We start from the raw sequence: 9,942 nt of genomic DNA, 5'->3' as shown, positions 1-9,942 counted from the left end.
GACCTGATCGCCCAGGCCGAGCACGAACGTCCCGATGACGGCCGCCAGAATCACCGTTATGGCGACCATGAGTATCACTCCGATGACAGGCGATACCGCCTCGTCGTCACCGAGTATGTTGGTAAGCTGCATTGTTCCTTAGGCATTAGGCCCCTCGAATTTGCCGAGAGTCGAGGTACTGTCACCGCCCGAGGCTTCAAAGACGACACGAACCGTGTCCGAATTCGATATTCGGACAGTTACCTGGCTGCCAGCCGAGAGCTCATCACTGCCGCTGTATTGTGGGTCTGCGCTACTATCAGCAGCAACTTCAACCTTATCAGAAGCAGTATTTGACGAACCGGTAATAAACAGATTCTGTGCTTCAATAGAGTCTCCCCCATCATGGGTGATGGTAAGCAGGCCGTCACCGGCAGTATTTCCACTACCGAAGCTATCAGCACCGTCAGACTGGTCGTAATCGAAGGTGAAGCTCGCGGTGGGGCTCGTGTCCTGCACCTGATCGCCCAGGCCGAGCACGAACGTCCCGATGACGGCCGCCAGAATCACCGTTATGGCGACCATGAGTATCACTCCGATGACAGGCGATACCGCCTCGTCGTCGCCGAGTAGCTTGTTGAGTTGCATTGTGTGTGACGCGCCCAGTCACACGCGGAGGCGAGGCCGCCAGACCGAGAGGGGTGAGCCCGAGTCGGCTCGGCGGCCGCGACTCCTCATGCCCGGGTCGCGTGACTCTACATCTCTAATCCACACTTAAAGAGTAGAGGATTATCTGTTCGGAGGTGCGGCGTTTAATGAGGAGTTATCCGGGGAATAGAGGCGTTCGCGCTGCCGACAGAGCCCCCCTGAATGGCTATTCAAAGCCGGGCGTCCGGGAGGCTACCGCCCGCTTGCAACAGTTCAGGATCAGTTCCCTCACAAGCCCGCGACTGACAGACCAGCAGCATCGCAGAACGACCGCGTTAACGAGATGTTAACCGATTAGCCGCCGCCCCCGGCTCAGCACGTATCATGAACGCTGTGGCCACTGAAATCTTCGCACATAACGGCACTGACCACTGGGGGAGCTGGCGCGCGGCCCGGATATAGCCGGTCCTGCCGCTCAGCAGTGGCCGGACGAAGACAGCGAGGTCCCGGGCAGAGGCCTCACTGTCAACATACCTCCCCAAGGGCGCCTCGGGCTCACCGCGCCCCGGCAGGCAACTATCCTATGAGCCTCTCTGTGTAAAAAATCAGGGAGCCGTTTCCCTCCGCGATTGTTGCTCTCCTCGAAATCTCCGCCGAAAACACCGACAACAGCCGTGGACCACTCGTCGAGGGGAGGCTCACTTGCGACAACGGCGCCCGGCGTCCATGAACGACGACCAGCAACACGGCCCCGTAGCTCTGCGTCTACGAGAACGGCAGGCTCGCCAGCGAACACGTCGGCACCCCGGAGTGCCCCTCACCGCCGCTACTGCACGGCCGACTCGTCGGGTCTTATGACAGAACCATCGCCACAGGCCCGCCCGAACTATGTCAACTCTCTGCCCCCGAACCCCCGAATCGCACGACGGCAACGGGACGCGAAACCGCCGCCAGCACCGCCGTGCCACCAGATCGGACGACAGAACCCGTTATCTCGGAGTCTGCGGGGACCACCTCGCCGGCGCCGTGAACCGAGCTCGCTCGGGGACGGCAGGATGTCGCCCGGGTCGCATCCTGGAACGAATTCGCCAACGGCGACCTTGTAGGTACCTTGGTCAAGCGTTCCACGCCTGTTGTCGGTGTCTTCGGCGGAGACCTCAAAGGATGATTGTGGGTTGCCTTGGCGTCCTGGTCTCAAGTATTGATAACGTATTGTTTTGTACTTTCGTCACTGAATGTTAGCATAATTGTCACCTGTTGGTTCTGCATATTGGCCGTATCACTGTTGCCACGACCAGGGCGGAACTGACCGAGATTGAATTCTTCTGAACTGCCACCCGCAATCGTCACGGACATATTGAGGGGTTCCGAATTACCATCGATGTTGATTCGGCTATCGAGGGGAGTACTGGGAGTACCATCAGTGCTCTCAAATTCAACATCGTTTTCATCCTCAACGAACGTTGCACTAGCATCGGTGCTGATAACAGCAATCTTGGTAATCGTCGCATTGGAGACCCCTGTATTGTCAATCGTAAACTCAATATTCGCCGGTGGGGCGGTTGCAGACCCTCCTGAGAGTGATGTCTGGCTTGCCGATTCGGGTGGAGAGGTCCCATCAGTCGAGAGGTCATACTCATTAGCTGCCGGGGGCTCCGTGTTGCCGGTGCCGATGGTGTAACACTGAATCTTATACCCGCCAGGAATCGCGATCTCTGCCTGATTGCTACTCGTACTAATGCTTCCTCCGTCGGAGTCAAATGCTGAATAATCCGTAGTGAGATCCTCTCGCCAGTCGGATGTAGTCAACTGCGTGGGAACAGAAATGTTCTCGCCCTCGAATTCGTTTTCATCCGCTTGGCCAATAATATTGCTGCCAGTCAGTTCAATATTAACGGTTCCGACTGTCGAGCGCGTCGGGATCGATCCGGTGAGCCTGTAGAATCGGATGGTCTCCGTATCCGTGTTAATGATTGTTCGTGTCTCAAGAAATGCATTGTTTGAGCCTCCTGATATGAACACCTGGCCGTTCTCGAAGGTGACTGGCTGAGCGTCGAAATTTGAGTACGATGGTGCGTATTGGACTCCGAACGTTGTACTCCCCCCACAGAGGTCCGAGACATCTGGGTCCGTGCTCAATGTGGCAAACGGAGTTCCAGTAAGTGTTTTCTTGAGTTGTCCCTGTGGCGGGGGGGGATTGACTCCTAACGTGCGAGCGGGATACCGTGCACCTAGTGTAACCGATGACGAACGCATTGCATTGGCTCCGGCGATAGAAATGGTATCTCCCTGCAGCTGCACAAAGTCGTCTTTTAATTCGCCGTAGTGGTTAAATTCGACTTGCTTGTTCTGTTGTGGGATAAGCGCTGCTTGATTGACACTGATTCCGATGATGATGAACGCAAAAATGAAGAGTGTCCCAATTTGGATTGCTTGTCCGCGCTCATAACCGAATTCCATTGTCGCTAGTTCGAGCCGTACATGTATAATGGTTAGAGCTATAGAAGTGACCTATCGGATGCTGGTACTCCCATCTTGGCTGGACCCAACCGCCGACGCTCGTCGGCGTCGGTTCTGGGCCCTTGCCGGAGGGACGTTTCTGCTCCACGCCGTGCTTGACCCGCTGATCACCTACCTAGTTGTGCGCGTATATGAGGTCGGACGCGAAGCGAATCCACTGTTTATTGAGCCGCTAAATGCAGGTCTCGGGGTGTTCGTCGTGTCGCAAATGCCGCTGATTCTCAATTTTGGACTGATTCTCGTTGGCTATTCGTGGTTACTGCACATCGGATCCCCAGCTGAAGTAGACTGGCTCTACCGCTTTTCGACGGTCATGTGGGTCATCACGATTCTCTGGGGAATCGCACTGGTGGGCAACAATCTGCTGGTACTCATAACGGGTCTGATCTGAACCGACGCAGAGAGGTGTGCCACTCAGAATAGGCGGGACAGTCTGCCCTTACCAGGCTGAATGACCACCAGAATTAGACTTAGGGCTATGATATTGTCCTATCTCATTCTCAAGCGACTACTTATCGGCATCTATCAGGTTTCCCCTCCGGATATGATGGTGAACACTCTGGCGTCTCGGTAGGCTCTGGCGTCTCGGTAGGCTCTGGCGTCTCGGTGGGGGCGGGAGCCGATGTTGACATCGCGGTAGAAGTAGGTGTGGATGTTCTCTCCCGGCAGACAACGACGTTCTGCGTGACTAGAAGGACCGTCGTTGGCTGGCTGACCGGGCCGAGTCGGGCTTGCTCGCCAGTCTCGAATCTGTTATCCCCGTCAGTGGTGTCAAGCGTCAGCGGAAATTCCGTACTCGTTGAATCATTCCGGAGCCGCACTGTCAAATCGCTCACCTGTAAGTTCTCCTCGCCACCGGCATGTGTGAGTCGGATCTCTCCGTCAACAAGCCCGATCTCGCATGAGACGGCTACATTGTCCGTATCTGTCTGGGCAAAGAAACTGCCCGCTCCGATTACACTGAATCCAGTAATCAAGAGAATCATAACGCCGACAAGAATCAGGCCACCGAGAGTCTCGGACTGCCCCCGTTCAGTGAAAAATAGCCACGAGGGGGGAAACTCATGATTTTAAATATCTGTCTCTACGGTAATAGGTCATACGGCAAGGGTAGTCAAACACGGCCACCCCGCCCCTGTCTGGCAATCTACTTGATTTTGCTCAGGAGCAGCTCGCCCGGCGCTCACAGATCGGGGGCCCGCACCCAGCCTATGATGAGGCCGCCCTCACCGCCGCCGTGAACCGAGGTCGTCCGGCGACGCGGCCGCCGGCTCGTTCGGCGACGGGAGCTGTCCGATGTGCGGACCCGACTACGGAGAGAAGGGCTACCTCCAGCACTTCGCGAGCTGCGACGGTGCCGGGGTCGACGAGGGCTCGACGACCGCGACAGAGCCGTCGCCGACGGAGGCCGCCCGGCACGAGACCGACCGGCCGAACCTGGGACTAGTTCGGTCGCCGTAACGGGAGCGAGGATTAATGCTGTACTCACAGTTGTGACACTCGTCTGGCGCGCCCTGCTGTGTAACCCTGTTCCGGGGCCTCCAGACCTCCCGGCATCCGTCCCCTTTCAGGTGCGTTAGAAGAGGAGCGCCATGCTCGCCGCCCACAGGCTCATCGGCGCGACCGCGACCAGCATCGAGGCGCCGGCGATGGCGAGGCCTGCCGTCGCCGCGATACTCAGCTGGGGGCCCCCGCGATGCTTCGCGCAGTATACTGTACAGGCAAGTGTGTAAGTGAGTGTATGCGGCGCCGGAAGTGACCTGAGTCAATCCGCCGTGTCCTGCCCAGCGAGGGGCTCTATGGCTGGGCTCTCAATTCGCCGCAGGCTGCTCGGTGGGCTGCTGCTCCAGCCGGAGGTCCTCGGCCTGTTCGCGACCAACCCTGTCGTGACTATGCGCGTCGTATATATGACGGCTGAATAAATGAATCCCCCCCGGCCGTCCGTATTCTTGCCGAGACTCGGCAAGCACGCACGTATTACCTACTGTATGCGCGTCATTATAATAATCCGCGACTCGCCGGCATCAGCCCGCTGTCGGCACTCTCCGGCCCAGGCTCGTGGACACGAATATTATCACTGCTATCAGCAGGTACATCGTCACGAAACTCCATGCAAGCATCTTCAGCTGTCCGCTGACGATGAACGAGTGGAGCGCCAGCAGGCCGCGCCGAGGATGCGCCAGCGGCGCTGATTACGCTGCTCCGGAAGTACCGTCTATCGGCGTCGCTCTATACGGACGGTGGTGAAACAACATACGAACGGGCACGGACAGCAGTTGCAGAGCGCGGACTCTGAATGGCGCCCCGATCCGGTGGGAATGGTCTCTCTACCGAGGATGGTGGTGGTGGATACCTGGCCTGGGCCTTTGTTTAGACGCTATTTTGATTCAGCGAGAGAAATCCGGCCCTCAGGCCGGGAGTCAATCGCGGAAACTCCGTGTCACAGACCACCGGAGTCTCCACGACAGGACTCCACACGCTTACTATCGACCGTGCCGACTATTGACACACGGGTCCCGCTGACTCCCGCCGTCGGTACGTGGCGAGAGTCGGGCCGCATTCCACCCATGTCTGCGGGGCGCGGGAAGCCCGGGTGATAGAGTGCCTCCGAGAAGGTGTGCCCCGCGTCGGGAGATGTGCCGCGAGGCACGACCGCCACGGAGAGAGCCCTGTTGAGAACTCGCAGGGCGATGACTCGGTGGCGGATGGGAGCCTCCGTGACAGGGCCACAAGCCGCTCCCGAGCGAGGTCTGACCCCGCCCCGCCGAGCTCGGGAGAGCCAGTCCTGAAGCCGACCGGCAACAGGCCGGGTCCCCTCTGTGGAGGGAAGCCGGGTCGGTCACGGCGCGGAGGATGTCACCTCATCGCCCTGACAATCACGTATGCGGCCCCCGTCAACCCCGCCCAGAGTGCTGCGCCGGTGAGTCCAATAGCCAGGAGCAGGTCCTCACCGAGTATCCCACCGACAATCCAGATCAGGACACCAGCGCCGGCGAATTGCTGGACTCGCAGCCCTTTAATCAGTAATGACCGACCTGTAACCGTGACCCACACGCTATGGACCCCGAACATGAGCGCCAAGAGATAACAAAGCCCACCAGCGAGCCCTGGAAGCGAAATGAGACTTTCAAACAGCGTGGGGGCCGGCTGGGAGGTTGACGTCGATGCCGTGGACGGCTCTGTGGTTTCTGGAGTCGCCGTCGCGGGCGGCGTCGTCGGCGTTGGCGTCTGTACCGTCGGCGTCGGGGTGCCCGGCTGGATTCGCGCCGTTACGGGGGCGCTGTCGATTCCAATGCTGTCCTCGACGGTTAGCGTGGCGGCGACAGACCGATTCGGCATGTCGAAGCGGGCCACCGCACGGTCAGTGGCGGGTCGGCGGTCACCGTCGATTTGGAACCGGTACCGCGCGACGCCCCCCTGCGCGCTCGTCGATCTGATTCCTGCCACCCGGACCTCGGTTCCCGGGACTGGGTTCGAAGGGTGGTCAATCGCCGCCGTCGGGCGGGCGTATTCCGGAACTGTGGGCTCTGCATGGAACGGAATGAAATCGATCCAGCCGTGGCTCGTGACGACTGCATTCCCCTCGCCCTCTGGCAGAATCGACGAGTGGTACGGCCCCTCAGGGCTCCCCCAGTAGTTTGACTCTGCGTCGACGGTCCGGGTTGGCTGGGTTAGGACGAGCGTATTAGTATTGGCCGTGACGAGCGGCTCCATGTCGACCGTCAGCCCTCGCTCCTGGCCATAGATTCCGTTATCAGCGACCCGATAGCTGACGCTTTTGCTGTTCGTTTTCGGAATCTGAATCCCTGTCGGGATGTCCCTGCTTGCGCTCCTGAGCCGGAGCGCAGCCACCTCGACGCTCTGTCTAAACGCTGTGTCGTTGTTACGTAGAACCGCCACCAACTGGTCATCAATCGGCACTCCGCTGAACTGTGGGCTGCCGTCAGGGTCCGCAACAATCCCTCCGCGTGGGTCCGTGGGGAGGTCAGGCGTGTCGGTGTAGTCGAGCGGAACTTCGGAGTCGCCTGCGTCGATGATTGCCCCCGCCGCGCCCTCGGCAACGTAAATCCCTGTTCCCGCCCTGACGTTCGGCAGTAGAACCGGCTCGGCGAAGCGGTTGGTGTTGAATACAATGTCGTTATTGCGGACCGTCGTGCCGAACACCCCTCGGAGGACAATCCCGTACGCGTTCGCAGCGACGACGTTGTTCGCCACTGAAAGGTTCGCGCGGTGGGTAATCGGACTGGAGACGACCAGCCCCGCGCCGGCGTTATTGGTGAACTGATTGCCGGTTACGGAGACTCCGTACACAACGAGATTCGACTGAAGTTGGAGGCCATGGCCACCGTTATCGGCGAGCGTATTGTCTCGAACGGCCAGCCCTCGCGTCCAGTCATCGGTCTGTATTGCTATCCCAGTCTCGGCATTCCTGCTAATCTCGTTGCCGCGGACCTGCCCGCTGCTGACGCGCCACCCCGAGACAGCGATTCCGTTGCGACCGTTGTTGATGATGGAGTTGTTACGGGCGTCAATCCGGATTTCGCGACTGTCAGTATCAATCCCGACGCCGTGGACACGGTTATTGGTGAGCGTATTCCGTCTGAGTGACACCCGTCCGGTTTGTCGGAGCCGGATACCGGTCCGTGCGTTCTGAATTCGGTTGTCGGTGGCGGTCACTGACGTTTTGCTGCCCCCCACGACTCGGATTCCGTTTTCGCCGCTTGAGAGTTCATTTCGTCGGAAGTAACTCTCACTCTGATCCGCCCGAACTGAAATCGCGCTGGCACTGACGCCGCCCATCTGTGCCTGCGCGACCCGGAGTTGCCAGATACGGTCGGTAGCGACGAATACCCCCGCGCCGCTGATACCGGTAAACCTCCCCCCCCGCACCGTGAGGTCGCGCACTTGCGTCGTCGGCTGGTCGGGATCAACTCCCGCGTCGGTCGGCGGGTCAGGCTTGACCGGTGAATCATACGGCGAGACCACGTTACCGACAACGAGCGCTGCTTCGACTCCAGTGGCGAGCCGTTGGCGTCCGTCGTCGCAGAATTGTACCTCAACAGGGTAGACCCCTTGCGTCGTCGGGTTCACCGTGTCGTCATAATCAACGATTAGTCGGCCGTCTCGCGGGAGCTTGACTGACTCCGACAGGGAGATTTCCAACTGCGAGTCTGTTGACGATACCGCCGTTACCGCCTGCTTAAACGACTGATCGATGCTGCCGTCTCGGTTTTTATCGACCCCGATTCGATTGATACTCTCGGGGTCTACCGACGCAACCGATCCGTCGGAGTCGTAAGACAACCGGATTGAGTCCAGTGATACGCCCACACTGGTCTCCAGCCGGAGAGTGTGTTTCGCAGCCTCACCGACCGAGCTCGGTGTGGCTCGCAGCGACACTCGGTCGACCGTCCCTGCACCTGGGTCCACCCGAATCGCGTGGCCATTAATCGCTCGGAACGTCGACCGTTGGACCGCGATTGACGGGGTTGTACCTGTGCCCGCGACCGCGAGGCCGGCTGTGGTGAACTCCTGCACTGTCGAGTCGACGACACGGACTCGCCCGGAGCCGCTGGCCACGGTGACTCCCGTGTTCCCGCCCTCGAGCGTCGTATGCTGGAGTTCGAGGACACTTCCAGTTGTCCCATTATATCGGAGGGTTTGCCACCGGTGCTCCGCCGTCGCGCCTTCGGAGCGGGTGATATCGACCGGGCGTCCCTTGATTCCGTTCGTCTGGAGCGAGCCGCTGATAGTGACGGTGACGTCCTCAGCAATTTCGACTCTTGTTCCAGGTTCAATTGTCAGCGCCGCCCCGGGCTTAATTTCGATATCTTGTATAATTCGATACGGACCGTCTCCCTTCGTCCAGGTAGTGTCGGCCGTGAGGTCTGATTCAACGAAAGTGACCTCGGAGTCGGTTACCGTGCCCCCGGCCGCGGGGGCGGTCGCCGACACAAACAGTATGATAGTCGCGCACGCAGTCACGATTTTCCGCAACCTCCCCCATGTGTCTGTCATCAATTATTTCACCTGGCAGAATCGTGCTATTCTGCCGGTCGTCCCCCGGTGTTAAAAAATGGTCCGAAGACCGCTTGTGAGTGTGGCTGTGTAGCGTGAAGCCGGCTGTGGCGGGGTGAGCGTATGTGCTCGGCAGCGCCGTGATGTGTTGTTTCCTATAGACGGAGAGGCGACTGCCCGCGTCGCCGCGACGGTCGCCACCGGAGCCGCCGGCACCGCGAGCGAGTGAGCCGACCGCGCAGGGGCTCCCGGGGCTGAAACCTCGCCCGCTCTCCGTCCAGCCCTCTCCCGATTGCTTAGGAGGGAGGCGGCAAGCCCGGAACCGTATTGAGTTCGCGCGCTCGCGCGCCCACCGCGCGACTATACCCGTATCTTACCGAGAGTAGGGGGGTGAGCACCGACTGCCCCACAGGATTGGCCGCGTGCGCGCCCAACGCGCGATATGGCTGTATGGTACCGAGCTCATTCATAAGGGCGAGCGCCCGCCCGCAGCCGGCCCGACAGCGCTGCTCGCGGCCGGCCTGTGCGGCCGTGCTGGCCGCCGTATGCAGCGATGCCGGCATCGCTGGCGGACTTGGCGCCCGGATTCACCACCTCAGTCATCGGCCAGCCCTCTCGTCTCTGCCTCCAGTTCGGCGGTCGGTGGGTGAAGTTCCTCCTTCGGGAGGTCGCTATTCCTGGCAAGGGCTTTCCGACCGGTGTCCGGGTCGAGGTCAGGGAAGCGGTCCCGCGCCCACGCCGGCGTCGGTGTTGAGGCGAATCCCTTGACGACCCGAT

At 59.9% G+C, this 9,942-nt stretch carries 7 protein-coding genes; 2 read left to right on the top strand and 5 right to left on the bottom strand.

Annotated features, from left to right (window positions below; genetic code table 11):
• The 3 genes from DP107_RS19260 to DP107_RS19250 all read right to left on the bottom strand — a co-directional run.
• The coding region (locus DP107_RS19260; RefSeq protein ID WP_144263703.1) for an archaellin/type IV pilin N-terminal domain-containing protein at positions 1-132 on the bottom strand (132 nt) is incomplete at its 3' end.
• A 6-nt stretch (positions 133-138) separates the two neighbouring features.
• Positions 139-627 carry a type IV pilin gene (locus DP107_RS19255; protein WP_144263702.1) on the bottom strand — a complete coding sequence of 163 codons (489 nt, stop codon included), beginning with the start codon at positions 625-627 and terminating at the stop codon, positions 139-141.
• A gap of 1,194 nt (positions 628-1,821) precedes the next feature.
• Positions 1,822-3,087: a hypothetical protein gene (locus DP107_RS19250; protein ID WP_144263701.1), complete on the bottom strand. Its 1,266-nt coding sequence runs from the start codon at positions 3,085-3,087 to the stop codon at positions 1,822-1,824.
• Positions 3,088-3,145: 58 nt separating this feature from the next.
• Between DP107_RS19250 and DP107_RS19245 the strand changes: the two genes are divergently transcribed.
• Positions 3,146-3,538, top strand: coding sequence for a hypothetical protein (locus DP107_RS19245; protein WP_185977417.1), 393 nt, complete (start codon positions 3,146-3,148; stop codon positions 3,536-3,538).
• Between the two features lie 905 nt (positions 3,539-4,443).
• Complete coding sequence (locus tag DP107_RS20405; protein ID WP_185977416.1) at positions 4,444-4,608, top strand: hypothetical protein; 165 nt, start codon at positions 4,444-4,446, stop codon at positions 4,606-4,608.
• Between the two features lie 1,395 nt (positions 4,609-6,003).
• On the opposite strand, the gene DP107_RS19240 is transcribed toward DP107_RS20405, so the two are convergent.
• Complete coding sequence (locus DP107_RS19240) at positions 6,004-9,165, bottom strand: right-handed parallel beta-helix repeat-containing protein (protein ID WP_144263699.1); 3,162 nt, start codon at positions 9,163-9,165, stop codon at positions 6,004-6,006.
• Positions 9,166-9,760: 595 nt separating this feature from the next.
• On the bottom strand, positions 9,761-9,942 hold a 182-nt coding region (locus tag DP107_RS20400), incomplete at its 5' end, for a hypothetical protein (protein WP_185977415.1).

The sequence above is a fragment of the Haloglomus irregulare genome, assembly GCF_007421925.1.
Lineage (GTDB): Archaea > Halobacteriota > Halobacteria > Halobacteriales > Haloarculaceae > Haloglomus > Haloglomus irregulare.
Note: the sequence above shows the minus strand (reverse complement) of the source record. Positions and strands in the feature narration are given on the sequence as shown.

Bases quoted from the DNA above. Each gene is read 5' to 3' on its own strand.
- DP107_RS19255 (WP_144263702.1), bottom strand. From the start codon at position 627: ATGCAACTCAACAAGCTACTCGGCGACGACGAGGCGGTATCGCCTGTC.
- DP107_RS19250 (WP_144263701.1), bottom strand. From the start codon at position 3,087: ATGGAATTCGGTTATGAGCGCGGACAAGCAATCCAAATTGGGACACTC.
- DP107_RS19245 (WP_185977417.1), top strand. From the start codon at position 3,146: ATGCTGGTACTCCCATCTTGGCTGGACCCAACCGCCGACGCTCGTCGG.
- DP107_RS20405 (WP_185977416.1), top strand. From the start codon at position 4,444: ATGTGCGGACCCGACTACGGAGAGAAGGGCTACCTCCAGCACTTCGCG.
- DP107_RS19240 (WP_144263699.1), bottom strand. From the start codon at position 9,165: ATGACAGACACATGGGGGAGGTTGCGGAAAATCGTGACTGCGTGCGCG.